Origin of the sequence: Companilactobacillus jidongensis (assembly GCF_003946575.1) — a bacterium.
In the GTDB taxonomy this organism is placed as follows: domain Bacteria; phylum Bacillota; class Bacilli; order Lactobacillales; family Lactobacillaceae; genus Companilactobacillus; species Companilactobacillus jidongensis.
In genome coordinates this window covers 1-24982 of the sequence record NZ_RHOP01000029.1, presented here as the reverse complement: position 1 = coordinate 24982, position 24982 = coordinate 1, and the positions used below count along the sequence as shown (strand labels likewise).

The 24982-nt window shown below is 36.9% G+C and carries 30 protein-coding genes; 8 read left to right on the top strand and 22 right to left on the bottom strand.

The genetic code is table 11. The annotated features are described in order from the left end of the window. Window positions 1-118: 118 nt before the first annotated feature. Together EKM68_RS13120 and EKM68_RS13115 are read right to left on the bottom strand one after the other, a co-directional pair. Window positions 119-550 (bottom strand): LPXTG cell wall anchor domain-containing protein, encoded by a 432-nt coding sequence (locus EKM68_RS13120; RefSeq protein ID WP_125591249.1) that lies wholly within the window; start codon window positions 548-550, stop codon window positions 119-121. 114 nt (window positions 551-664) lie between these two features. After that, complete coding sequence (locus EKM68_RS13115; RefSeq protein WP_125591248.1) at window positions 665-1180, bottom strand: GNAT family N-acetyltransferase; 516 nt, start codon at window positions 1178-1180, stop codon at window positions 665-667. A gap of 63 nt (window positions 1181-1243) precedes the next feature. Between EKM68_RS13115 and EKM68_RS13110 the strand changes: the two genes are divergently transcribed. Both EKM68_RS13110 and EKM68_RS13105 read left to right on the top strand, forming a co-directional pair. Beyond that, window positions 1244-1567 carry a toxin-antitoxin system HicB family antitoxin gene (locus EKM68_RS13110; RefSeq protein WP_125591247.1) on the top strand — a complete coding sequence of 108 codons (324 nt, stop codon included), beginning with the start codon at window positions 1244-1246 and terminating at the stop codon, window positions 1565-1567. A gap of 18 nt (window positions 1568-1585) precedes the next feature. After that, the gene (locus EKM68_RS13105; RefSeq protein ID WP_125591246.1) at window positions 1586-2389 is read left to right on the top strand and encodes an SPFH domain-containing protein; all 804 of its coding nucleotides are present in this window, start codon (window positions 1586-1588) and stop codon (window positions 2387-2389) included. Window positions 2390-2420: 31 nt separating this feature from the next. On the opposite strand, the gene EKM68_RS13100 is transcribed toward EKM68_RS13105, so the two are convergent. Further along, on the bottom strand, window positions 2421-3074 hold the full coding sequence (locus EKM68_RS13100) for a nitroreductase (protein ID WP_164509459.1): 654 nt from the start codon (window positions 3072-3074) through the stop codon (window positions 2421-2423). 94 nt (window positions 3075-3168) lie between these two features. Here EKM68_RS13100 and tpx point away from each other — a divergent pair, with 94 nt between their 5' ends. Then, window positions 3169-3663 carry a thiol peroxidase gene (tpx, locus tag EKM68_RS13095; RefSeq protein WP_125591244.1) on the top strand — a complete coding sequence of 165 codons (495 nt, stop codon included), beginning with the start codon at window positions 3169-3171 and terminating at the stop codon, window positions 3661-3663. A 70-nt stretch (window positions 3664-3733) separates the two neighbouring features. Here tpx and EKM68_RS13090 read toward each other — a convergent pair whose 3' ends face one another. Next, window positions 3734-4495 carry a flavodoxin family protein gene (locus EKM68_RS13090; protein WP_125591243.1) on the bottom strand — a complete coding sequence of 254 codons (762 nt, stop codon included), beginning with the start codon at window positions 4493-4495 and terminating at the stop codon, window positions 3734-3736. A gap of 118 nt (window positions 4496-4613) precedes the next feature. Here EKM68_RS13090 and EKM68_RS13085 point away from each other — a divergent pair, with 118 nt between their 5' ends. Next, the gene (locus EKM68_RS13085; RefSeq protein ID WP_125591242.1) at window positions 4614-5255 is read left to right on the top strand and encodes an SDR family oxidoreductase; all 642 of its coding nucleotides are present in this window, start codon (window positions 4614-4616) and stop codon (window positions 5253-5255) included. A 33-nt stretch (window positions 5256-5288) separates the two neighbouring features. Here EKM68_RS13085 and EKM68_RS13080 read toward each other — a convergent pair whose 3' ends face one another. The 3 genes from EKM68_RS13080 to EKM68_RS13070 form a co-directional block, all read right to left on the bottom strand. Then, window positions 5289-7640 (bottom strand): SLAP domain-containing protein, encoded by a 2352-nt coding sequence (locus EKM68_RS13080; protein WP_125591250.1) that lies wholly within the window; start codon window positions 7638-7640, stop codon window positions 5289-5291. A gap of 97 nt (window positions 7641-7737) precedes the next feature. Then, the gene (locus tag EKM68_RS13075; RefSeq protein WP_164509458.1) at window positions 7738-9822 is read right to left on the bottom strand and encodes an SLAP domain-containing protein; all 2085 of its coding nucleotides are present in this window, start codon (window positions 9820-9822) and stop codon (window positions 7738-7740) included. 79 nt (window positions 9823-9901) lie between these two features. Continuing rightward, on the bottom strand, window positions 9902-10753 hold the full coding sequence (locus EKM68_RS13070) for a YitT family protein (RefSeq protein ID WP_125591240.1): 852 nt from the start codon (window positions 10751-10753) through the stop codon (window positions 9902-9904). Between the two features lie 121 nt (window positions 10754-10874). On the opposite strand from EKM68_RS13070, the gene EKM68_RS13065 reads away from it, so the two are divergent. Beyond that, window positions 10875-11738 (top strand): NAD(P)-dependent oxidoreductase, encoded by an 864-nt coding sequence (locus tag EKM68_RS13065; protein ID WP_125591239.1) that lies wholly within the window; start codon window positions 10875-10877, stop codon window positions 11736-11738. A 33-nt stretch (window positions 11739-11771) separates the two neighbouring features. On the opposite strand, the gene EKM68_RS13060 is transcribed toward EKM68_RS13065, so the two are convergent. The 8 genes from EKM68_RS13060 to EKM68_RS13025 all read right to left on the bottom strand — a co-directional run bounded on the left by EKM68_RS13060 (window position 11772) and on the right by EKM68_RS13025 (window position 15543). Then, a complete protein-coding gene (locus EKM68_RS13060) occupies window positions 11772-12113 on the bottom strand; it encodes a type II toxin-antitoxin system PemK/MazF family toxin (RefSeq protein WP_125591238.1) in 342 nt (113 codons plus the stop codon). Further along, window positions 12113-12355 carry an AbrB/MazE/SpoVT family DNA-binding domain-containing protein gene (locus EKM68_RS13055; RefSeq protein WP_125591237.1) on the bottom strand — a complete coding sequence of 81 codons (243 nt, stop codon included), beginning with the start codon at window positions 12353-12355 and terminating at the stop codon, window positions 12113-12115. Before EKM68_RS13055 ends, EKM68_RS13060 begins: the two co-directional genes overlap by 1 nt. A gap of 103 nt (window positions 12356-12458) precedes the next feature. Next, window positions 12459-12656 carry a DUF6440 family protein gene (locus EKM68_RS13050; protein ID WP_125591236.1) on the bottom strand — a complete coding sequence of 66 codons (198 nt, stop codon included), beginning with the start codon at window positions 12654-12656 and terminating at the stop codon, window positions 12459-12461. Next, a complete protein-coding gene (locus EKM68_RS13045) occupies window positions 12649-13086 on the bottom strand; it encodes a DUF805 domain-containing protein (RefSeq protein WP_125591235.1) in 438 nt (145 codons plus the stop codon). Before EKM68_RS13045 ends, EKM68_RS13050 begins: the two co-directional genes overlap by 8 nt. Before the next feature lie 11 nt (window positions 13087-13097). Beyond that, the gene (locus EKM68_RS13040; RefSeq protein ID WP_125591234.1) at window positions 13098-13439 is read right to left on the bottom strand and encodes a FluC/FEX family fluoride channel; all 342 of its coding nucleotides are present in this window, start codon (window positions 13437-13439) and stop codon (window positions 13098-13100) included. Next, on the bottom strand, window positions 13439-13849 hold the full coding sequence (gene crcB / locus EKM68_RS13035) for a fluoride efflux transporter CrcB (protein WP_125591233.1): 411 nt from the start codon (window positions 13847-13849) through the stop codon (window positions 13439-13441). Before crcB ends, EKM68_RS13040 begins: the two co-directional genes overlap by 1 nt. 104 nt (window positions 13850-13953) lie before the next feature. Then, window positions 13954-14853 (bottom strand): phosphogluconate dehydrogenase (NAD(+)-dependent, decarboxylating), encoded by a 900-nt coding sequence (gene gnd / locus EKM68_RS13030; protein WP_125591232.1) that lies wholly within the window; start codon window positions 14851-14853, stop codon window positions 13954-13956. A gap of 144 nt (window positions 14854-14997) precedes the next feature. Beyond that, the gene (locus tag EKM68_RS13025) at window positions 14998-15543 is read right to left on the bottom strand and encodes a hypothetical protein (RefSeq protein WP_125591231.1); all 546 of its coding nucleotides are present in this window, start codon (window positions 15541-15543) and stop codon (window positions 14998-15000) included. A 196-nt stretch (window positions 15544-15739) separates the two neighbouring features. Between EKM68_RS13025 and EKM68_RS13020 the strand changes: the two genes are divergently transcribed. Next, window positions 15740-17125, top strand: coding sequence for a hemolysin family protein (locus EKM68_RS13020; RefSeq protein ID WP_125591230.1), 1386 nt, complete (start codon window positions 15740-15742; stop codon window positions 17123-17125). Window positions 17126-17648: 523 nt separating this feature from the next. On the opposite strand, the gene EKM68_RS13015 is transcribed toward EKM68_RS13020, so the two are convergent. Genes EKM68_RS13015 through EKM68_RS13000 form a run of 4 tightly spaced genes read right to left on the bottom strand, consistent with a single transcriptional unit; the run spans window position 17649 to window position 19906 of the window. Then, window positions 17649-18038: an iron-sulfur cluster biosynthesis family protein gene (locus tag EKM68_RS13015; protein ID WP_125591229.1), complete on the bottom strand. Its 390-nt coding sequence runs from the start codon at window positions 18036-18038 to the stop codon at window positions 17649-17651. Continuing rightward, window positions 18038-18403 carry an iron-sulfur cluster biosynthesis family protein gene (locus tag EKM68_RS13010; protein WP_125591228.1) on the bottom strand — a complete coding sequence of 122 codons (366 nt, stop codon included), beginning with the start codon at window positions 18401-18403 and terminating at the stop codon, window positions 18038-18040. The genes EKM68_RS13015 and EKM68_RS13010 overlap by 1 nt, the downstream gene beginning before the upstream one ends. A 15-nt stretch (window positions 18404-18418) precedes the next feature. Continuing rightward, the gene (locus EKM68_RS13005) at window positions 18419-19237 is read right to left on the bottom strand and encodes a hypothetical protein (protein WP_125591227.1); all 819 of its coding nucleotides are present in this window, start codon (window positions 19235-19237) and stop codon (window positions 18419-18421) included. 6 nt (window positions 19238-19243) lie between these two features. After that, complete coding sequence (locus EKM68_RS13000) at window positions 19244-19906, bottom strand: HAD hydrolase-like protein (RefSeq protein WP_125591226.1); 663 nt, start codon at window positions 19904-19906, stop codon at window positions 19244-19246. Between the two features lie 85 nt (window positions 19907-19991). Here EKM68_RS13000 and EKM68_RS12995 point away from each other — a divergent pair, with 85 nt between their 5' ends. Continuing rightward, window positions 19992-22331 carry an HAD-IC family P-type ATPase gene (locus tag EKM68_RS12995; RefSeq protein ID WP_125591225.1) on the top strand — a complete coding sequence of 780 codons (2340 nt, stop codon included), beginning with the start codon at window positions 19992-19994 and terminating at the stop codon, window positions 22329-22331. 47 nt (window positions 22332-22378) lie between these two features. Beyond that, on the top strand, window positions 22379-23254 hold the full coding sequence (locus EKM68_RS12990) for a MurR/RpiR family transcriptional regulator (protein WP_125591224.1): 876 nt from the start codon (window positions 22379-22381) through the stop codon (window positions 23252-23254). Here the strand turns inward: EKM68_RS12990 and EKM68_RS12985 are convergent. From EKM68_RS12985 to EKM68_RS12975, 3 genes are all read right to left on the bottom strand, one after another. Further along, entirely contained in the window at window positions 23238-24197 is a 960-nt protein-coding gene (locus tag EKM68_RS12985; RefSeq protein WP_125591223.1) for an NAD-dependent epimerase/dehydratase family protein, read from the bottom strand. The two genes, EKM68_RS12990 and EKM68_RS12985, sit on opposite strands and share 17 nt — an antisense overlap. Before the next feature lie 174 nt (window positions 24198-24371). Further along, window positions 24372-24650, bottom strand: coding sequence for a helix-turn-helix domain-containing protein (locus tag EKM68_RS12980; protein ID WP_125591222.1), 279 nt, complete (start codon window positions 24648-24650; stop codon window positions 24372-24374). A gap of 1 nt (window position 24651) precedes the next feature. Further along, a partial coding sequence (locus EKM68_RS12975) for a type II toxin-antitoxin system RelE/ParE family toxin (protein ID WP_164509457.1) occupies window positions 24652-24982 on the bottom strand: 331 nt, incomplete at its 5' end.

The following is a 24982-nucleotide window of genomic DNA, read 5'->3' as shown; positions in this document are numbered from 1 at the left end:
AGAAAAATTATTTTTTTAAGTTCTTCTTGATTACGGTTACTATGTTATCAGATTTTCCGTTGCGTACACTTCATATTCTGTAAAGTGAATTTTCGAAATCTGAACTTTTTTGTAACCCTTAATCAGTTGTGAAACGGTGGATCTTCTTCATATAAAAAGCGAACAGACCAATCAGAATTGAAAAGCCCATAATAACATATCCATACTCATGCGCATCTCCCGTTTGCGGATAAGATGACATGTTATTTACATTTACCGATGGGGTATAATCTACATCTTTAGTTGCTGTAGATCCTGTGTTTTCTCCGGTGTTATCACTGTTTACTAGCACATTAGCATTAGAACCACCGCCACCATCCAATGAATCATCAGTGTTGGCAACAACGGCTTCAGATCTAGCTACGCCCCCGGAGCTATTAGTAGACTCAGCGATAACGTGGTTAACGCCAAAGCCACCAACAACTCCTAGAACAATTACGGCAATTGCAAAATAACCGACTATTCGCTTTTTCAATGAAAGACTTTTACTAGTTCTTTGTCTTTTTTTCATATCGAAAAACCTCTCATCAAAATCAGTCTATTATCTCCTTACCGACTACTAGTTTATCATCTATTTCTTCCCAGCAAGTTCGGATTTGTTAAGAATTTCTTACAAGAAGTGACACTACCGTTTGAGTAAGTAGTACTCGATTAGATTATCGGTATTGTCCAATATGCTAAAATCCTGGTTTGCTTCATAAACATATTTGAAATTTTGTTTGACAAGTAGTTTTTGTGGGGCAATATTGTGCTTTTCGGCCGCTGCCCACAATTCTGTCAGCTTTAATTCATCAAAACTATATTTGATCATCAACTCAACTGCCTCATTTGCAATGTGCTGATGACGATATTTTTCTTCTATTATAAAGCCGAGTTCTCTGGTCAACTCCAAACCACTCGTCATACCACGTTCATTGAGCTCAATAATCCCTACCATTAATGAGTTATCTTTCAACGCTATACAATAAGAAGTTTCTAGTTTCAAATACCGATCAAAAATATGCTGAGCTTCATTGATATCCTCGGAATATTCCATTCCTGACAGTTCATGATTACGTTTGTTCTTAACTAATCTATAGAAGGAATCGAAATCACCTTCTTGAAAATTACGTATTATTATCTTATTCCCAACTAAATGCATCTGATCTTCCTCAATTAATTAATTTTGTTAACACTAATCATATCAAGATGATATCATAAAGATATGGCAGAGAAAAAATTCTTACTAAGATTGGATGAGGAGCTCTACCAAAAAGTTGCCGAAAAGGCTGAGGCTGATAATCGAAGTGTCAATAAGTATATTGTGCATCTTTTGAAACAGAACACAAAAGAAACAACCTTCGAGAATCGCCAATTTGTAGGACAAACAATCAAAGGAAGCGAAATTCTAACGGACAGTGGATTAGTCAGTGTCAGCGGTATTTACTATCGCTACATTATCGCTGACTCCACTCCAGTTGATCCTACAGGTTTATATACAATCCTTGGAGCAACTGGTAATATCCTCACCTTGCAATTAATAAAATAACAAAGGATGGATTAAATCATGTTTGGGATAAAAATTGTTCATCAAAATCATAAGGGTCTGGTGGAATTACTGGGTAAATACCACCACAGTGTTGACGCCGGTCTGCACTTCTATGTACCTATAATAGAAAGAATTTATTCAGTCAGCTTGGCGATGAACCCATTACGTCTTCCTGACTATTCAATTATCACTAAGGATAACGCTGAAGTTCGTGCTAGTTTGACGTTAAATTATCACACAACCGATGCTGTGAAGTATAAATACGAAAATACAGACTCCATAGAGTCAATGTCGCAACTCGTTCGTGGTCACTTGCGTGATATTATAGGTAGAATGGATTTGAATGAAGCTCTCGGCTCCACTTCAAAAATCAACCAAGAACTAGCTTCGGCCATTGGTGATTTAACTAATACCTATGGTATCAACGTTGATCGTATCAATATTGACGAATTGAAGCCATCGACCTCAATTCAAGATTCAATGGATAAACAATTAAAGGCCGATCGTGAGCGTATTGCCGCCATTGCTAAAGCTGAAGGTGAAGCTAAAAGTATTGAACTCACGACCAAAGCTAAGAACGATGCTTTGATTGCGACTGCTGAAGCACAAGCCAAGGCTACACGCACACGTGCTGACGCTGAAAATTATCGTATTTCTCAAATGAATAAGATCCTTGACGAAGCAAAAGATGGATACTTTGAGAACCAAAGTATTGAAGCTTTTAAAGAACTAGCTAACTCTCCTACTAATACAGTTGTTGTACCGAGTGATAAAATTGGTGAACTTGGTAAGATTCCGGTTATTAAGAAGATGTTGGAATAGAAATAAGCGATTGGGAAAATTTCCCAGTCGCTTATTTTCGTATATCCAATATATTATCAACACTGGTACGGTCAGTCTTGATACAATTCAACTTGCTATCGTCAGGATAGCCCATTGCAATACCGACAACTAGCTCTTGATTATCAGGTATCAGTAATTCTTTTTTCAAAATATCAGGATAAGCTACCAAACTATAAGCTGGTATGGTCCCGATCCCCCAACTTGCTGCCGAAAGCATCAAGGTTTGTCCAAAAGAACCTAGGTCAAAGAGCGTGAATTCACTTGCCTTATTACTAGCAGTCAAGAACGCAATCGCTGGTGCGTGGTACAAATCAGTTCTAGCTTCTTGAAACTCTGGATCACTCGTACCTTCATCTCCAACAGCATTTTTAACCGCGTCACTCCAACGGTCAATATTAGCCAATGACAATTCAGAGCGATCAGCCCGATGCGGTGTCGTCAAGTCAGGTTCACTTGGTAAATTATTTTTATGTGCACTTTTATATGATGCTTTGATTCGATCTAGAACTCCATCTTTAGCAACATAAACATGCCAAGGTTGAGAGTTCTGCCATGATGGAGCGTGGCTGGCATCTTTAATTATTTCTTCTATTAAACTATCAGATACTTCTTCGTCACTGAATGAGCGAATCGATCTGCGCTTATAAATTAGGTTTTTCCCCAAAACAATACCTTCAATCTTATTCTTAGGACTTCAATCCATTTTAAACTATAATGGAATCATTAACACGGAAACTATCGGAAAGGTGTGAATTTTTATGGATCTAGAATTCAAAGGTAACACAGTTACTACTATTGGCACTCCACTATCTGTAGGTGACAAGTTCCCCGACTTCACTGCACTCGACAAGGATGGCAATAAGGTCAATCTCGACAGTTTACTAGACAAACCACTTCTTATCAGTGTTGTCCCTGACATTAACACTCGTGTCTGCAGTATTCAAACAAAACACTTCAATACAGAAGTTGGCGGACATAGCGAAATCAATTTTGTGACTATCTCAAAAAATACTGTTGAAGAACAATCACATTGGTGTGCAGCTGAAGGCGTTGAAAACATGAAGATGTTATCAGATATTGACCAAGACTTCGGTAAGAAATCCAACCTATTAATTCCCGATTTAGGTATTTTAGCACGTTCAGTCTGGGTTGTGGATACAAATAAACAAATCATTTACTCAGAAATCTTAAAGGTACAAACTAACGAACCAAATTACGATAAAGTTTTGGATCAAGTAGATCAAATGAACTAAACAAAAAGCCGGCTAATAGTCGGCTTTTATTGTGCTCATAATATAACCCACCGAATCACAAATTACGCAATTACCTTCTTCGATGTTTGACGAACGTTACAAAGTGCAAAATAGATCCTAACAATACAAAGAAAATAATTGTAAAACTTATATAATCTGTCCAGAAATTAGCGGGCATCAATTGTTTTAGAGGTAACTGAATTCCCATGGTGATCAGCGCCATCACAGCAATCATGAAGAATAGCTGAATATATCTTTTCAATGTTGAATCGTCCTTTCGTTTACGTTGAGAAATCTTGTGTCCGTACTTGGCGCACAACTTCAACTTACTTTCGGGTACTTCTTTCATTCCAAACGTTCCCGGCAAAACTATCTCGCCAGTTTTAATAACCCCAGCCGCTGACATAACACGATCAATCGTCTTGAAAGTATCATCAGTTACACCCGTTACAAAATTTTCTAATGTACTAACATAGCAAGATGTGATACTCAAGTAATGTTTGTCTTTGAACTGGCCAGGTATCGTGTCGCCATTCTCCTTGAAATAAACCAACTTCGGCCGCATGCAATCAAAGAAGTTCTTCAAAACTCCAGATAGTTCACGCCAATAAGTTGGTGCAGAGAAGACCCAAACGTCGCTCTCGGCTAACTTACCGGATAATTTATCGAGCATTTCGTTTTTTTCATGATACTTGTGTGGTGTGATGTCATAATCTTCGAGAAAAATTGTTTCCGTTTCAACTCCAGAATCAACATTTTTCAGAACAGCATCCAAAAGCTTGGCGTTAATCCCATGCTCTTGGTGGGATGCTAAGATTCCTAATATTTTCAATATAGTCCCTCCCCCTGATTTACCTAATATTATAGACAAATTCATATCAGTGGCAAAATATAATTAATATTGGTATGGTTACCATAACGGTAACATATCAAAAGGAGGAATTATATCAATGAAAGTCCTAATAATTGGTGCTCACGGAAAAGTCGGACATCTACTAATTGGTGAATTACAATCTAAAAATATCGATTTTGTCGCTGGTCTACGTAGTCAAGCTCAAATTGATGCGTTTGAGGCTAACAATATACCTACTCAGTTCATCGACTTAACAGCTTCACTTGAGGATATCCACAAGTCGATCAAAGATTCTGGTGCTGATGTCATTGTCTTCTCAGCCGGTGCCGGTGGTGCTGGTTACGATATGACATTACAAATTGACCTTGATGGTGCAGTTAAGACTATGATGGTCGCTGAAGCACTAGGCATCAAACGTTATATTATGGTAAGTTCAATCTTCAGTGACAATCGTGACAAGTGGGATGCTTCAGGGATCAAGTCCTATATGATTGCTAAACACTACGCTGATGAACACCTTCGTGGAACCGACTTAGATTACACAATTATTCACCCCGGCGCATTGACTGATGACGAAACAATTGGCAAAGTTAAATTGCTGGGTGATGATGAATCAGGAAGTATTCCAAGAATTGACGTTGCGAAGTCATTAGCCGCAATTATCAAGAATCCTAATACAATAGGTAAAGAATACAATATTGCTAGTGGTGATACGCCGATTGATGGTGCATTTAACTAATTAGACAAAAAAGGAAGCCCATGGGCTTCCTTTTTAGTTTGCTTTAATAAATTGATTTGTTGCTACACGATAATACTTAACACCATTAATAGTAACAACACGATCAACTTTGTAGGTTGCATTAGCGGGAAGTGTGACATTCAACTTAACTCCACGTTCATCATAAACAGGCGTTACAGAATCAGTCGTTACGTTGATATCTGAATATGAATACTCATACACTTCGCCAACCGGTACAAATTCATTTGTGGCAACGCGATAGTAATCTTGTCCATCTATAATGGCAATTCTGTCAGTTCTCCACTCTGAACTTGGCTTCAAACTACGGTTAAGTGCTGAATCAGCATAGTTGATCAAATCACCATTCTCATTATTATAAACTCTGACAAAGGTTGGATCTTGAGCAATATATACGTAAACATCACTCGACTTGGCGAATTCATTAGTTGATACACGATAATACATGACACCATCTAACGTATATTCTTCATCACTATACCAGCCAGTGTTGATTCCTAGTGCTCTGTTGGTAACTAATTCACCATTCTTATCAAACAAACTAACAATCTTTGTCGTTGTAGCTACAGTCTGATTCTTTTTAACTGTTGTTCCAGTATCATCATCTACATCTTCACCTGAACTTGATGAACCACTGCTTGAAGGATTAGACGGTGTATCGTACACAAGGTCAACATATGTAGCGCTATCTGCTCTATAGTCATCACCAGCAGATATATGATCGCTATATTCATCCATCAAACTATCTAAAGTAATATCAGAACCATATAAATCTTCAAGCGAGCCATTATAAACTCTAGGATTACCATATGCATACCACTCTGCTGATCTAGGATTGTCCAAATCTAATTTTCTATTTGTTATCCATTCATCATAGAAATAATTCTTTTTGAATTCAGCCATTTCCGAGGCATTAATAGTCCCATCATCTTTATTGTATAAGTTCGTAATAGGATTAATTTCCTTTGAACTTAGTAATTTCCCATTACCATCATAAGTATAAGCATGGTCAAATCCTGTAGTATATAATTCTTTAGTAAATACCTTCGAATACAACAATTTACCATTTTCATCTATTGCATGGAATTCTAATCTAGCAGGTTTTAATTTTTGGACGTACACATGATAAGTTTGAATATTTTCAGTATCATCTGTTAATCGATTTCTGAATATAACCGTATTGTTCGTGTATCCTGGTACAGTTTTATATCTAGAATCATAATCTAGTGGTTTCAGTGATTGAACTTTATTTCTGACGTCATGATCATCACCATATACAACGTTAGGAACAGTTCCGGCAAGACCAGCGAAAGGTTGGTCCTCTGGTGTTGTATAAACGACATGTCCATCATCCGCATCATCAAATTCAACAATAAATTTAACTTTGTCATCCGATAAAGTATCATCTTTATATCTTGCAATCATATTTATAGTATTCAGTCCGTCGTCATCGTTAGCTTGACCAGGTTGTCTTATATATTCCAAATACGAGGAAACAAATTCATTTAAATTTGTTTTTAATCCATAATCCCACTCACCATTAGAAACCATAAGGCCATTGAATGAATACATGTAATCAGCATTACTTCCATCATTTCTTACTACTTGAACAGTTGACGTATCAAGATCTAACGTTCTTCCTGAAACATAGTCATCAGCATTATACGGTGAATCTATTACTTCATTGACAGGTACTTCTATTTGCTTGTTGGAATTAGTTCCGTTTGCATCTGTACCATCTTCATTTTGCTCAGAAATATTTAATTTTTCATTACCGCTCACTTCTGGAACGGTGACATTGCACGAACTCCCATCGGCACCAATAATCACATAGCCATTACCACCTATATCCGTATAAGGTACATCAGTAACTGAATAATCAGAATATCCTGGAACAACATGCCCAACTATTCTAGATAATCCCGCAGGAGAATATTTAGTCCCGACTGGTGCCACAGCAGTCTGAATTACAGGACTACCATCATCCTTCAAAAAAGGAGTTCCATCAGGCTTCAAATAATGTATGTAATTAGTAACTGGAGTATCATCCGTAGCTTTAGTAGCAACAGTAACTGGTTGTGTAGTAACTGGTTGTGTAGCACCAGTTTGTGCAGGAACTTGAGCCACATTAGAAACATCAGTCCCATGTTCGACAGCTGGCGTAACATTTCCATCAGATGGAGTATCCACCGATCCTGATTGTATAGCTGGTATTGGATCAGCTTTTACAACCAATGATGATCCACCAATCAACATTATTCCTCCAGCAAAGGCTAATGTTGCTTTAACTGCCCAATTCTTCCCAGATTTATATAACTTTTTTCGTACTACAGCGTTAGGATCACGTTTTAATTGTTGAAATCTCATATTCCCCAACCCCCTAAATGTATACCTTAATAATACACTTTAATTAACAAATATTTTTATAAAAAAAGAGGCCATTATGGCCTCTTTTATACAACAGTTAGACAATTGAAGCATATGATGCATTAACAAATTCATTTGTTGCTACACGATAATATTTTTCACCATTGATCATAGTATATCGATCTGAAACCCAATCAGTTGATGACTTCAATGCTCGATTGCTGATCTTATTTCCTTTAGCATCAACCAAATAACCAATTTGATCATCATGAACACGAACAACATTCTTCTGCGCAACATAGACATATACGTCGCTTGCTTTGACATATTCATTAGTTGCTACACGGTAATATAATGTACCGTCTAGTGTATATTCTTGGTCGCTTATCCACCCAGTATTTTTCCCTAGTGCTCTATTTGTTATTAGTTTACCTTTTTTATCATATACACTAACTACTTTGGTTGTGGTTCCAACAGTTTGAGTTACTTTGTTGGCAGTGCCGGTATTTTCATTACCAGAACTTGAGCCACCCCCGCCAGTACTTTTCTTAGTATATATGGTATTAATCGTTATCGGAGTAGTGCCAGCAGCAGTATCACCAAACATGCCATTATTACTTGAAGTCTGTTGACTTATTGCATTAGAAAGAACTGCATTCAGGTCACTGCCATTGCCATAATCCTTAAAAGAAACGGCATCCGCATCGCCAATTTTTATTGTCGATTTATTCAAATCAATCGTTCCATTTGACGGTTCAGTTATATTTGAATATCTGTAAGATGCGTCGTTGACTGGGATCGTGAATGAATCCGTCGTTGGAGTATCACTTCCAACTGTTTGAGTTACTGAAATATCTACAGGATCTAATGGTTCAACTTCAGCTTCCACATCATAACCACCATTGCCATCACTTACAATCTTGCCTGAATCATTCAAGATTGAATCGGCTGAATATCCAGCTTGTGGATGGCCTATTTGTGACAGCGTGTATTTACCAGCAGCAATAGTTGCGAAGTTTACTGAATCACCAGCACTTCCTGGGTACGTATTACTAGTATCGCTATAAATTTTGTCTCCAGTTTTACTATCAACATATTGAATATAATAGTTTGTCTGTTCTTTCACATTAGCTGGTATCCATGTGATTGTTTTGGACGGTTGATTTCCTGTCGAATACATATTCATGAGTGTCGTTGCGTCAACCACTTGTGTTGGATCATCCTTGTTTTGCCAGCCAGTTCCTACATAAGTCTTGCCATTTTCCGTATATGTTGTGCTATTCGAAAGTCCAGAATCAGTTATAACACTCGTTGGACTCAACGTTAATGAGGATAGTTGTGTCCAACTGAGCATATCATGACTATTAACAACATTAGACATATCTATATTGGATAAATCTAATGATTCGAGACTCGAGTCACCATTGAACATATCTGAGACATTTTCCAAAGCATTCATATTACTGGGAAATTTTACAGATGTTAAACTTTTATCGCCCAAAAACATACTGACAGCCGTTTTAACTTTGGACATATTCAGTGCAGACAAATCTAGTGACTGCAAACTAGTATCATTCTTAAACATGCTTGAAACAGTTTGTATAGTCGACATGTCTAATTTGGATAAATCTAATGATTCCAATCCCGAATCATTAAAAAACATATTTGTAAAATCCTTAGTACCGGATGTTTCAAGCCTATCCAGACCTGTCACGGCCTTTAAATTAGGCATACTTGAAAATAGATCTGTTTGTACATCGGCTGTTTTTATTCCACCGACGACTTCTATTGATGTGATTTTATCAAAGTAATTACTCCAATCAAAATTACCTGTTCCAACAGAACTCACAGCTACGTTTACATTATCTGAATCACTATCACCCAATTTTAATAGAACATTGTCGCTTGATCCATTGATTTCATAGACATACCAAGAAATTTTAGAAAAACTCCATCCGTCATCACCGGTCATTCCATCAAAGTAATCATCAGATACCGTATCTTTTTGACTAACTGATGTGGTACTGCTATTATCAGACGCTTGAACAATAGTTCCACCAGTGCCAATTAACGCTAAACCACCAATAACAAGGCAAGATACAACTATTCGATTTTTAACTAATAGATACATTTTCTTTTTTTCGATAATATTCGAATTATGTTTTAAATGTTGAAATTTCATAATTAATTTCTCCCTGACATGCAATATAGTATTTTCGGAATCAAAAAAGAGCTTCAATGAAAGCTCTTTCATAATTACTTTAATTATCGTTAAATTTACCCATAATTGCAACCGTAGGCTGAATATTTATGAACGCATCCTCGTCTATCTGCAAAATTATTCTTCTAGCGAAGAACAGTTCATATTTGGTTAATACCATCGTCAGAGAACCAATTGGTTCACCAGAATATGCTCCCGTAAGGGTATGGTCAAGCGTGATGCCACGATTGATTGACTTCATTAATTCCTTCGACATTTCATCAACCTTGTGTGAATAAACCACAACGGTGATTTTCTGTTGTTGTAAATACATTTTGTCCACAATCATATTACATACATAGATTGAAACAATACTGTACAACGCCAATTCCCAGCCAAAGACGATGCCGGCAATAGTAATGATAACAGCATTAACAACAAAACTGACTTGACCAACCGTTCGTCCGGTACTCTTCTGAACAATTAGAGCGATAATATCGGTACCTCCAGTCGAAAATCCAGCTCTGAAACAAACACCAATACCAATTCCAGTCATGATTCCACCGAATATTGCGGCAAGCATGGGATCGTTGGTGATTGGATGTAGTGGTACGAATAGAATGAAGACCGATGCTGCTACGATAGCTATAATCGATAGAATGGTAAATTTTTTACCTAACTTGAACCACGATACCAATACCAATGGAATATTTAAAATGGCATACCAAAAATAAACTTGGGTATTAGTATGAGAAAACTGCTCAATCAAGTTAACGATCAACTGCGAGGCACCCATGACTCCAGCAGTATAGATTTTTGCCGGCTGCAAGAGCAATTGAATACCTAATGCGGAGCTCACTCCATAGAGTAACGCTGCCAGAATACTTTTATAATAGTTTTTGATGAATTCCATGGAATCACCCCTACATCTTTAGACTTCTAATTTTGATTATATATCAGGCAAACACAAAAGCCTACCTTTATTAATGGGCTATAATGAAACTAATAAATAAAACACAGGAGGCTTCTCATTTATGCAAAAATTAGGTTTCATTGGAACTGGTGTTATGGGTTCCGGAATCATCAATAATCTGCTCAAATCTGACTATGAAGTGAATATTTATACTCGTACAGAATCAAAGGCAGAACCTCTACTAAAGAAGGGTGCTAAGTGGTTTGCTAGCCCCAAAGAAGTTGCTGAAAACTCGGATATTATCTTCTCCATGGTCGGATTTCCACAAGATGTCAAAGATGTCTACTTCAAGGACAATGGTATCTTTGCTGGATTAACCACTGGCAAGACCATCGTTGATATGACAACAAGTACACCTACACTTGCCAAAGAAATTGGTGAAAAAGCTGAAAAATTAAATGTTAAAACATTAGATGCACCTGTATCTGGTGGTGATGTCGGTGCTCGTGACGGTAAGCTAACGATCATGGTCGGTGGATCAAAAGAAGCCTTCGACCAACTAGTTCCAATTTTTGAAATTATTGGCCAAACCAATCACTACTTCGGTTCATATGGGGCTGGTCAACATGCTAAGATGGCTAACCAAATCATGATTGCTGGAACAATGACAGGTATGACAGAGATGTTCGTCTACGCCAAAGCCGCCGGACTAGATATGGATGCCATTTTGAAGACCGTTAGCGGCGGTAGTGCCAACAACTGGAGTCTTGATAACTACGGCCCTCGTATTCTTGAAGGTGACTTTAAGCCAGGATTCTATTCAAAACATTTCTTAAAAGATCTACGAATAGCACTAGACGAAAGTGAAAAAATGGGACTTGATTTGCCTGCTACTAAACAAGCCAAAGCATTGTATGAAAAATTAGTTGATGACAAAAATCTCGGTAATGATGGTACACAAGCATTAATCAAATTATGGTGGTAAAAAAATGGACTCGCAAAATTGCGGGTCCGTTTTTCATCCAAATATTCCTAAAATATCAGTTTGAATTGCATTTATAGTTTTTATTATAATACTGTTCTGAACATGTTCGACATAATCCCAGCCTCTGGCACCATAATCCAATGTATACAATTGAAGTGTATCTATGTATCCATCAATATTTTTACCAGTATACTTAATCAAACTAGGGACTTTCACTCTAGATCTAGCATGTGTAATTGGCATTACAGCCACTCTGTTAGTGTACTTATTATATTTAGAACTTGATACTACAAGTGCAGGTCTTATTTTCATTATCTCATTTCCGCGCTGTGGATCAAAATCAATCATTATAATATCGCCTTTTTGCGGATACACTAATCGTTCAACTCACTTTCTGATATAGTTGGCCCTTCATCACTAGGTATGGCGAAATCCTTTTTACTAAATTTCGGATTATCAAAAACACTCTTTCGGTCGGGTATTAATGTTAATACCCCTTCCTCATCGGAATAAATTCTATAGCTTTTGTTACCTGCTATTAACTCCTTAGGTAGAATAATCCCCTCTGAATTACCAACCTTACGTACTTTTATTTCCTTACCAGACAAATTCATCATGTTGATGCCTCCAATCTCGTATAACATGTTATAACATGGTTCCAAAATATTTGCACATTTCATGCTCTAAAAAACGGACTCGCAAAATTGCGGGTCCGTTTTGTTATAGATATTCTGGATTTAACAACGGCTTACCATCTTTATCCACAAGCACCGTCATTCCAGACCCCATGCCAGGATATACGCCCAAGATATATTGGACACTGGTTGTTTTGTCAGTAATAACGTCCATTATCTGTGCTCCATTTGACTTAGCTGATTTAACATCAAAGCGTTCTTCTTCTTTGTTCTTATTAAACATATTGATCATCCTCCACAAATTTTGCCCAATTATTATTTTCATTACGTTGTGGTAAGCATGCTAGAACTACCATTATCAGTTCACCAATACCTGGTAAAACAATGCTTAACATCCACCAACCGCGTAAATTACGATCATGCAATCTGCGAATCGAAGCTGTCCAGATCGAAATCAAATAATATCCTAATGTCATAACCATGGCGATCGACCAAACAGCACTCCAATAAAAATCATTGATTGGCATGACCGTCACTAACCAACCGAATAACCCTATTAGAACGGTTGCGATGATGGTCATTCCTAATAATCCCCACCAAAAGTCGGCACGGCTCATACGCTTGGCACCAATAAACATATCTTGAAAATACAATTTAGTTGAATTAATTAAATTAGGTTGATTACTTTCATTCCAAATACTTTTATTTTTCATAATTTACCTTCTTATAAGTGAATACCAATTATAAATCCTAATATACCAATAATATACGTTAAAGCAAAATATAAGAAACATCTGAAAAATCTTCGCTGGAACCACAACTGGCTCAATTCCATATTCAACGTGCCATAAGTCGTGAATCCACCACAAAATCCAGTTCCTAAAAACAATAATAATCCACCCGCATGGACATGTGCTGTGAATATTCCTAATAATAAAGCGCCAAAGATATTTATCAACAAAGTTATAACCGGAAAATCCCATTTAATTTTTTGTGATAGCGCCGTTAGTTCATTGCGGAAAAATGCACCGATGCTGGCGCCAAAACCAACTAACAAAAATGTCATTAATTATTTCTCCTTCCAGCATAATCAATGAACGCACGAGTCGCCGCCCAATAATTACCGAGCAATGCACAGATGAATCCACCGATAATCGTGATCGTCAAATAAATTATTAACATCATCCAACTTCCCGATTGATATAGTCGATATGTGTCCGCTGTGAATGTGGAAAAAGTTGTGTATGATCCTAGTAATCCTGTGCTCAAAGCTAAAATAATTTTGGATGATAGGTGGTAGCGGTCTTGCAAATAATGAATCAAAAATGGCAGAACTAATGCTCCGCTTAAGTTAGCAACTAAGGTCCCATAAGGAAACCCATTGCTTGATTTTAACAATAAACTCTCTCCATAACGAAGATTACTTCCGATGAAAGCCCCTATAAAAATAATTAGGAAGGTTTTTATTTTTTGCATTTTCTCACCCCAATTATTATAGAATAGCACAAAAAAACTGGGAGTTTTTACTGTCCCAGTTTTTGACTTGTTGACTTATGTTTAACGTAACGATTATCTAAGTTCTATTTCTTATCCATATCGTGTCCACCGAACTCATTACGGAGTGCGGCAACGACTTTACCTGACATTGTGTCGTTCTCTAATGAACGATAACGCATCATCAATGCGGCTGCGATAACTGGTGTTGGTACTTGTAGCTTCAAGGCTTCATCCAATGTCCACTTACCTTCACCGGATGAGTGCATTACACCTTTGATTTCATCTAACTTAGGATCCTTAGAGAAAGCATTTTCTACTAATTCCATTAGCCATCCACGAATAACTGATCCGTGTGACCAAACTTTAGCCACAGCTTCATTGTCATAGTCAAAAGGACTGTGTGATAATACATCAAATCCTTCAGCGATAGCTTGCATTTCACCGTATTCGATACCATTGTGGACCATCTTCAAATAGTGACCACTTCCGGCTTTACCTGTGTATAAATAACCATCTTTTTCAGCAATACCTTTAAAAATGGGTTCGATGTAACTGAATAATTCTTTGTCATCGCCACCGATCATGAAGTTACCATCATGGTTAGCACCGCTCATACCGCCTGATGTACCAACGTCAAAGAATTTAATACCTTTATTTTTAAGAATTTCATTGTGCTTAAGTGAATCTTCATAGAATGAATTTCCACCATCGATCACAATATCATTTTGATCTAGCAATTCACTTAATTTGTCAATTGTTGAGTTTGCAGGCTTACCAGCTGGTAACATAACCCAGATGATACGTGGAGCATCTAAGTTCTTCACTGCATCTTCCAAGTTATCAACAACAGTTGCACCAAGTTTTGTTGCACTCTTCTTAGCATCTTCATTCAAATCGAATGCTACTACTTCATTGTTATTTCTAATTAAATTCTCAGTCAAGTTGATACCCATCTTGCCGAGTCCAATCATTGCTAATTTCAAAATAAATCCTCCTAGATTTTTTTCGCCATTAAATAGTATACGGTAATGTTCGTTCATTTAAAATAAGTTTGCATAGTAAAAGCGCATTCAGTTTTTTGAATGCGCTAATTGTTAGTGTTTGGTAGTTGCGAAAGACAACCCCAGCTACTTCACGAACCGATTCCACCAATGTCCGCTCTTATCATTATCTTCATGGACTTGTTCATTAACTTTTTCTTTGATAACAACGTCTTGGTTCTTTTCACTATCTTCTTTATAACGGTCAAATTGACTTTGTAAGCTGTCTTTTTCTTCTTTAGCATCTGCCAATTGTTGCTTTAAGTCAGCGATTGTTTGATTTTTTTTGTCTTCATTAGCTCTAAGGTCTTCAAGCGTTTTCTTTAGTTGAGCAACTTCAACATCACTACTATCAGTTTCTTCAGTACTATCATTAGCTACTGGGAATATTTGCTTAGCAGCTGAGTCTAGAGTCATCTTTGGTCTGTGACCTAGTTCAACCATTTGCTTGAAGTCTTCCATATTCTTAGTTGTATACAAACGATTATTCTGACTATTACGTTCGAAGTAATCCGTATTACCTGTAGTATGTTCAACGATCAATGAATATTTACGTAATGTAGCGACGCTGATCCCCAAACTTTCCGCTGCTTTAGCAGGAGTTAAAAATTTACTGCTCTTTGCTTTACTCAAAAGTATTTCCCCCGATTTGTCTCTATTCTTTTAATTATAAAAATAAAGTGCCACACTTTCAACCACCAAATCACAGTTGATGCATTGATATAGTCAGTAATCACTATATTTTGTCAAAATTATTGTTATACTGAAGATAGATTGTACCACTTTAGGTGTATAATTCTTCTTACTAAAGAAAAGGGGAAATGATATATTGTCAAGTTCCACTATAACAACTAATTTAATCATAATTCTAATTACGTTTGTCTTCGCATTCTTCTTCGTGGCTGCCGAATTTGCTTTGGTACAAACACGTCCAAGTCAATTGGAAGATGCTATTTCAAAGGGTGAAGGAAATCCTAAGAAATTAAAACGTGCACTAATGATGGTCAATAATCTAAACGAATATCTGTCGACCACACAGGTTGGTACTAGTATTGCAGGTATTATTTTAGGTTGGATCGGTGAAGGTACTATCGAATACCTCTTAGTCGACTTCTTCGGGATGATCCACCTATCAAACGGTAGTGGCGGTCTCCATGCTCTAGGATCAGTTATTGGTGTTCTTTTACTAACATACTTAGAGGTTGTCCTAACTGAAATTGTACCAAAGAACGTTTCAATCGATATGCCACTAAAGATGTTAATGTTAACTGTAACACCTATGCATATTCTCCACTTATCCGTTTATCCATTCGTTTGGCTATTAAACGTTTCAGCTTCTGGAATCGTCAGATTAATGGGATTGAAGCCAGCCGATTCTGAAAACGAAGTTTTTTCTCAATCAGAAATCCTTCGTCTCTCTAAGTCAGCCGTTCAGGGCGGTGACATGGATCAAAATGATGTTGTCTTCATGCAACGTGCTTTTGAATTGAATGATAAAGTTGCTAAAGATATCATGGTCGATCGTACTAGCTTGTATGTCGTTGACATCACAGACAAGGTTAAGGATGTCTTAAAAGATTATTTGCAACAAGGATTTTCTAGATTTCCTGTTGTTGCCGACAATGATAAGGATAAAGTCTTGGGTTACGTCTACGCATACGACATCGTCCGCCAGAACCAAGTTGACGGCGAAATCGGCATCAGCCGTATCTTGAGATCAGTTAATACCGTTCCCGAAACAATGCCAATTCAAGATATATTATCTAAGATGATCAAGAAACAAACACCTATCGTAGTCGTTGTTGATGAATATGGTGGTACTAGTGGTATCGTTACTGATAAAGATATTTATGAAGAATTATTCGGTACTGTCAAAGACGAAATCGATGATGTCTCTGATGAATATATCGTTAAAAATGATGATAACAGCTACAACGTATCTGGTAAAACAACACTTTATGATTTCGAACGTTACTTCAAAACTGATATGCCGGAATTCCAAGAATCAGATATTATAACTATCGGTGGTTACATCCTTGAAAAATATCCTAATATCAATAAGGATTTCGAATTCACCATGCATAATTTCAAGTTCAAAGTAGTTGAATTTGATCATGGTTTCGTAAATTGGTTCAAGGTTACTATTGATAAAAACGCTGTAACTAAACAAGATAATTTAGCTTCACTAACTGATGTTGATGATTTGAAAGAATAACTAACAGGGACTTGCAGATATTGCAGGTCTCTTTTTTTGGGCCGCCTCCAGCTGAAAGAGCTGAGCCTGCTGTTGGACCGATTTCAGCCAAGGTCTGAAATCTTGCTTTTGAACTCCGCAAAAACACGGATTTCAAAAGACATCCATGCTGTACGAACGGAAACCCTCCGTTCTACACCACCGCAACTGCCTGGCTCATCCCTTTCGGCTTCCGGCTATATTATATATTCCAACTATTTTTTCTTCATCTGACACATACACAAAAACCATTGACTCCACATACTTTATCCCAATTCCACTCACAATCCGGAGATTGAGAGCAGTGGCAGTTATGTTAGAAAGGCGATTTTCCCGTTCTTACATAACTGGGCGACTTTTGAAATTTGCGAACTATGCAAAGTTTAAAAGCGAGGTTCCAGACCGTGGCTGGGACCGGTCCTCACAGCAATCAATTCTGACCTCAATCGGAGGAAAAAACATAAAAAAAGACCGATAACCATAAAGATTATCAGTCCATAAAACTTTAACAGCCGCCACCCATAGTAACAGTGTTAGCCTTAACAGCATCCCAATCAACAATATTCACAGCACCGTCAACGAGTTCACGCGCATTCTTGAATACAATCATGTGTGTTTTAGGATTCAATTCTAATTGCATATCCTTTTGGATATAGTCATCAGCAATCTTCTTGAAATAAATTGGTCCAAGCTCACTATCCAAAGTAATTTCATAATCTGACTTAGATGTGTCAGGATCGATCGCAATAAATCTGAACTTTGTTACCAAAGCACAATTACCTTCTTCAGAATATGGTCCCAAACCATTGTCGAGGTCTAATAATAGTACTTTACCTTCATTAACGTACGGTTGTAGCTTTGCTTTTACTTCACTTGTCATTTCAATTCTTGCCATTATTTGTTTGCCTTCACAATATCATAGTCCATAATATTGACACTATTATCGATGATCTCCTTGGAGTTCTTCAATACCAACAATTGTGTCTTAGGATTTACTTCCAACTTCAATCCGTCGTCAATGAAGTCTTCGGCACTTTGTTTGTAGTAAATCTTACCAATGTCGCTATCAAGAGTGATCGTATAATCAGACATATCTTCATCGGCACTCACTGCAATGATTCTAAACTTAGTGATCAAAGCACAGTCACCTTCACCTGAAAAACGTCCTAATCCATCATCTAGATCCAAGATGATATTTTTTCCAGTGTCAACGTATGATTGTAATTTGTTCTTTGCTTCACTTGTAAGTTCAATTTTCATGTGCACGCACCTCTACTATCTATATTTGTATTTAGTGGTACTTCCCCAATCTAGTATGCTCAAAATAAACAGCATGAAGACGATAGATATATAACTTAGGAATATACCGTTGAGAATATTATACAAAACATCGCGCAAATTGTACTCTATATTGCTTGCGATGAGACCTTGAAGCGGATAATACGTCCCTGCCAACAAGAATGCCAGCAGAATGGAAGTCACAATACCAACTGTTCCAATGTGATGGAAAAACATCATACTTGATTTAACCTTGGACCATAGTCGTAAGGCTAATAAAACAAAAACTAAACCTGATATAATCATTGTCAACTTAATGACTTTTTTGAGTGTTTGTAATTCAGACAAAACTTGTTCGATCGGCCCAATATCATCTTGAATAATTTGATCCATTATACCTTTGTTGCTGTTAACCGCAGAATCGATTTGCGAATCGATATTCAGGCCATTTGCTTTAGCCTCTTTTTTGAGGTTATCACCGATGGTCTGCAAAATAACATCACCAATGGTAAGTTTGGTATCATCATTATATACATCGTCCACAGATGCATTGATAATCTTTTTTATATCTTTTTTGCTCAAATCAGCTGCCGAAAGGCTGCCGACTTCTGAATAATTATTGACCAATCGTCCAAGTTTTTGGTTAGTATAACTCCGTATCAAAGAGACATTAGCATCACTGCTAACAACTTTTTTAACGTAATCTCGATTAAATACTGTCGACAAAGTTATTCCCAAAAAGACGATTATCATCAAACAAATTGATAATAAGACTAAGGTGACTCCGTGGCGATTGTATGATAATGATTTACTCATGATTGACTACTTCTCCATAGCTAGTTTTGCAATGTCTTGCGGTGTATTCACAATCCATTCAGAATGAGCTTTACTTAATTCATCCTGTGTACCAAAGCCGTAAGTTACCCCGATGGCCTTGAGATTATTCTTGTGTGCCCCCACAATGTCACTGCTACGGTCCCCAACCATAACTAAGTTGTCAGAATTTAAGTCTACTGACGTTTTGTTGATACCATATGCTATCACGTCTGCTTTAAGAGTGCGAGTTTGTTCATCTTCACTGGCACCAAAGACGTGTCTAATATATGGTTTCAAACCAATTTGATCGATGATTTTTTTGGCGAATATTTCAGGTTTTGAAGTCGCAATGAATACTTCTTTGTTACCATCTTTCAATTCCTTCATCATGTCCACAATACCATCATATACTTGATATTGCTGCCAACCATCAATGGCATAGTATTCCTTAAAAGTATTAAATAATTCTTGTGCCTTAGGATCATTCAATTCTAGATCGTCGTACTTTTTGAACGAAGCACCTAGCGTTGGTCCAATGTACTTACGTAGAGTATCGTCGTCATGTGGAACATATCCATAGACTGTTTTATACATATATTTCAAACTCTTCATAATTCCTTGTTCGGAATTAATAATAGTTCCGTCTAAATCGAAAAATAAATTGTTCAAATTAATTTCATCCTTTTATGTTAGTGTTAAATTTAATACGTAGAAACAATTATAACATCTATCAAATATTGTCGCAGGTGTGTATATGGTAAAAGTAAAAAGGCCCGAAACATTCACAGATATTAATAGCGGATTGAGCAGCCCAGAAGTCAGCGAAAAGACAGCTGCCGGTCTGACTAATATTCAAATCAAAAAATTGTCACGTCCAATTCCAAAAATATTGGCTGACAACTTATTTACACTGTTTAACTTTGTCAACTTAGTGATTGCCATCTTGATATTCTGGACCGGTTCATATCGTAACTTATTCTTCTTAGGTCCGGTAATCGCTAATATCATTATTGGAAGTTATCAAGAGATTCGTTCTAAACTTACCGTCGATAAAATCAGTCTGGTCAATGAACAAGATTTCCCAGTCATTCGTGACAGCAAACAAATCGATGTCACTATTGATGACTTAGTGGAAGACGATATCGTTCTATTGAAACGTGGAAACACTATTCCCGCCGATGGTATCGTTCGTTATTCTAATGGCTTGCAAACCAACGAATCAAGTATCACCGGTGAAGCTGATACTATTATCAAAACTAGCGATGACGAAGTCTATTCCGGTAGCTTTGTCGTAGCTGGACAGGCTAAGATCCAACTGACCCAAGTTGGTATGCACAGTTTTATATCACAACTATCAAATGCCGTGGGTAAAGAAAAACGTAAAGTTAGTGTCTTGATGAAGATCATCAATAACATCATTAAGATTCTAACATATACAATTATTCCTATCGGACTTCTTTTGTTTTTCCGTTCATATCTTAAGAATGGTGATATTGCGACTTCAATTCTGCGAACATCAGCCTCAGTTATCGGCATGATTCCAGAAGGATTAGTCGTACTGACTTCAATTGCTTTGGCAACCGGTGCCTATAACTTGTCCAAGAAAAATATCTTGGTTCGTTCACTGAGTGCCATTGAAACTCTAGCGCGTGTTGATACCCTCTGTCTGGACAAAACTGGTACTATCACAACAGGCAAATTAACAGTTAAAGATACCTTATCCTATAACAATTACAGCGAAAAACAAGTCCAAGCTATCGCCACAAAAATCGTTGAAGTAACTCAGGAAACCAACGCTACCGCTCAGGCAATCACAAAACTAAAGATCGAAAGTTTCAGTGAAAAATCAATTGAAGTAATTCCCTTCTCATCTGAAACTAAATATTCTGGATTCATTGCCGCTGATGGCTCTAGATACCTAATGGGTGCTCCTGAGTTCATCATAAAAGATGCTAGTACAACTATAGCCAAAGTTGTTGATACGGCAGCAGAGCAAGGATTTCGAGTCATAGCAGTACTTAAAGAATCTAACAATAGTCAAACTCTCATCGGATTGTTAAAGATTTCTGATGAAGTTAGAAAACAGGCTCCAACAACCTTCTCATATTTGAAAAATCAAGGTATCAATTTGAAGATAATTTCTGGTGATAATCCTGTAACTGTTGCTAATGTCGCCAAACAAGCCGGTATCGATACTAATGATAGTTATATTGATATGAGCCAAGTTGCGGAGGAAACCGACTACACAAAATTAGTCATGGAATATCGTGTCTTCGGGCGCGTACGTCCTAATCAAAAGGCCGACTTGATCAAAGCTATGCAGGACAATGGACTGACTATCGGTATGACCGGGGATGGTGTCAATGATGTTCTCGCCATGCGTCAATCAGATTGTAGTATTGCCATTGCCGGTGAAAGTGATGCTGCTGAAGCAACGGCCGACTTTGTACTATTGAATCGTAACTTTGACTCAATGATTTACATGCTTAACGAAGGACGTCGAGTTATCAATAACGTTGAACGTGTTGCTTCCCTGTATCTGATCAAAACAATTTATTCAGTCGTCTTATCGATCATGTTCATCATCTTGGGGACCGGTTATCCATTCGAGCCATCACAGCTGACACCAGTCAACGCCCTGACCGTTGGTATTCCTACCTTCATCTTGGCGCTGGAACCTAATTACACTCCACCCGCTGGACGATTCATGCGCAACGTTATGGAAATAGCTCTACCGTCAGCGATAGTCAATATTCTAATGATAAGTACCGTTTACTTCCTGGGAAATCATATGGGCTTGAACTATCACACGACTTCAACATTGTCTGTCTTCACAATTGGTATCATTGGCTACTGCGCACTGATCTCAATCAGTAACCCACTGATAAATCGTAAGAAGGTTATGATCGGAATATCATTTGTACTATTCCTACTGTCATTCATGTTCACGGATAAAGCCTTCGGGTTACAGAGTATTTTGATTTGGCGTTATAGCTTCATGTACCTTGCCATATTCCTTATCTCCTGGCCATTATTCATGTTTATGCGGGAAGTCTTGGGACGTCGAATATTCAGTAAAATTAATTGGAAATAAAATAAGAGTGGCCTGTCGGTCACTCTTTAATTTTGAGGTGAATTACAATGTTACTACAAGAAAAAATTAATTCTACAAACTTCTCTAACAACGAACAAATTGTTGTGAACTTCATCGAGCAAAATCAAGAGAGCATAAATAATTACTCAACCACACAAATTGCTAAAGAAACTTATACATCTCCATCAGTGTTAATTAGAATTGCTAAAAAATTAGGATTCAATGGCTGGCTGGAACTAAAAAATACTTATGTGGAGGAATTAACATACTTACATAAGCATTTTAAAAGTATTGATGCTAATATTCCCTTCTCGAGAAATGATTCTCTAATAAGTATTTCCAACAAACTTGGACAACTAAAAATTGAAAGTATCCAGGACACATTGTCACTTGTCGATTCCAAAAATTTGTTACAAGCAATAAAGTTACTTGACCAATCAAAGAAAATTGGAGTCTTCGGATTATCAAATATAATTTTTCAAGCTGAAGAATTCGTACATAAGATGCGACATATTGGCTCAAAAGCAGAGACATTCCCAATTCAAAACACTATGTTCCAAGAAGCAGCAATGATGGATTCAAATTGCTGTGCTATTTTTATTTCTTATTCTGGTGAATCAGACCCATTATTTACTGTTACCGACATATTGAAACAAAATCATGTTCCAATAATTGCTATTACAAGCATCGGTGACAATCGGCTTTCTAACATAGCAGATGTATCGTTGCGAGTCACAACGCGAGAGCATTCATATACAAAAATCGCGGGATTCTCATCATTAGAATCAATTTCGCTAATTTTAGATGTTTTATACTCGGGCTACTTTGCACAACATTTTGATGAGAACTATGATTTCAAAATCGAATTATCTAAAAAAACTGAATTCAGAAATATAGATAATCACATTATTCAAGACAATTGATTATTCCTCTGTCAATATAACTTTGGACGGCTTCTTCAACAGTTTCCAGTGGCGTATGATTAGGTGAATATTCTAGCAGTTTTTTTGCATTATCAATGCTGTATTGTCCACTTCTAGCGATGTGATAATATGTGTGTTCTACTTTTGCATCATTACCAATGTATTTAGACCATTCATTCCAAGGTAAGAAATCAATATTTGGTGTCTTATCAAAGAGATTATACATTGCAGTTGCGTATCCATACAATGTCCATGAAGCATCAGCTACTGCATGGAATGATTCACCCATCGCCTGATTACGATGTTGAATGGCTCGAACAAACATTTGAGCAACATCATCAGCATGAACATGATGAAGTGTCTCCATACCAAAATTAGGTAGATAAATTTTCTTACCATCAGCAATCTTCTGAAACACTTCAGTATTATTGTTACCTAGCGGATTGATAATTGTCCAGCCCGGACCAGAAATTTGTCCAGGCATAATGATTGTTGCTGGGAAGCCATTTTTACGATACTCATCTTTTAGGAACAACTCTCCTGCATATTTGTTCTTACCATAATCATCTAAGGGATATTTGGCACAATTAGGATCAGCTGGCAATGACTCCGCACGACCATGTGCCCAAACTGAAGAGCAGAATAAGTAATGGGTTAAGTTAGTTCCTTTTAAGGCAGCAACCATTTTTTTAGTATCTTCAATTTTAAAACTAATCAAATCGATAACGATATCTGCATTAACTTCAGCAACTCTTTGAGCAAAGTCTGTATCCTTAACACGATCTAAATGTAAGTGTTCAACATGTTTCCAAGCACCGTCATTTTTTGTATAAGGTTCATGGTTACCACGACTTACTGCAATAACTTCATTTCCCAACTTAACTAATTTAGGGACCAAATATGAACCTATATGTCCACATCCGCCTAACACGATAATTTTCATAAATTAAATCCTCCTTGAACGTGAAGATATTCTATCACTTATAGTGGACAATGAATTTGCTATTAAACAACCTAGAAAAGCTTTTACAAAAAAAGTCTTATTTTAGTTATTAATTGTAAAAAAATAAGAGTGATCGAATGACCACTCTTATTGATTTGCAAATTTTAATAAAAATCAGCTTATTTTTATTTCAACATTTTTCCCCATTGCAAAAGCAAGCTTGTTTAAGGTTTCAATACTTACATTGTTACCACGTTCCGTTCGTGCCACAGTCGATTGTGGCACGTCAGCCTTCTCAGCAAGTTCTCTTTGGGTCCATCCCATATCTTCACGTGCCTTATATATGGCAACTGAACTCGCTAACTTAGTATTCTCAGCTTCATATCCTCTTTTAAATTCTGGATTCTTAAGTTCTATTTCAAGTAGTTCATCAATACTTATATCTTTTTTCACGCTATTTCTCCTTATCTGTTAAATATTCTCGTCTAAGTTCTTTGCCATGATTAATTTCATCTATTGGAGTTTTTTGTGTTTTCTTTGTAAATCCGTGAGTGATTATATAATTTTCATCTTCAATATGGAAGTATATTGCTCTTTGAATATTAGTTCCGACTTTGGACCTCAGTTCATAAAGATTATTATCTATTTTTTTGACCCACTGAAGTTTTCTCGCGGTTATCAAACCATACTTTTCTACATTAGTAATAATAGATAAAAGTTTTTCCTTATCTTTCTTATTCAGAGAATTATAGAAAATTAGAAATTCATTTTTTCCATTCTTTCTA